1 protein-coding gene is annotated in these 309 nt (G+C 46.3%); it reads left to right on the forward strand.

What is annotated here, in order from left to right:
* On the forward strand, positions 1-309 hold a 309-nt coding region (locus ACH2AZ_RS12540; protein WP_394908106.1), incomplete at both ends, for a hypothetical protein.

Genomic DNA, 309 nt, shown 5'->3' on the forward strand with positions numbered 1-309 from the left:
GCTAACCCAACGGCTTATGACAATACCAGCAATCCGCAAAGTATTGTAGTAGAAGCAGAGGGCCCTAACAACTGTACTTCAACCACTAGTTTTGATTTAGTGGTAAACCCGCTACCAAGTTACAACACCCCGGTGACCCAAGTGGTTTGTGATGACGCTACTGCCGATGGTATTGCTGTATTCGATTTAACAGCAGCCACCAATCAGCTTACCGGGAATAACCCGAACTACCATGTAGACTACTATGAGACCCCAGCCGATTTGGCTGCAGGAACCAATGCATTGCCTAGTAACTATACCAATACAACA

The sequence above is a fragment of the uncultured Mesonia sp. genome, assembly GCA_947499595.1.
Taxonomy (GTDB): Bacteria; Bacteroidota; Bacteroidia; order Flavobacteriales; family Flavobacteriaceae; genus Mesonia; species Mesonia sediminis.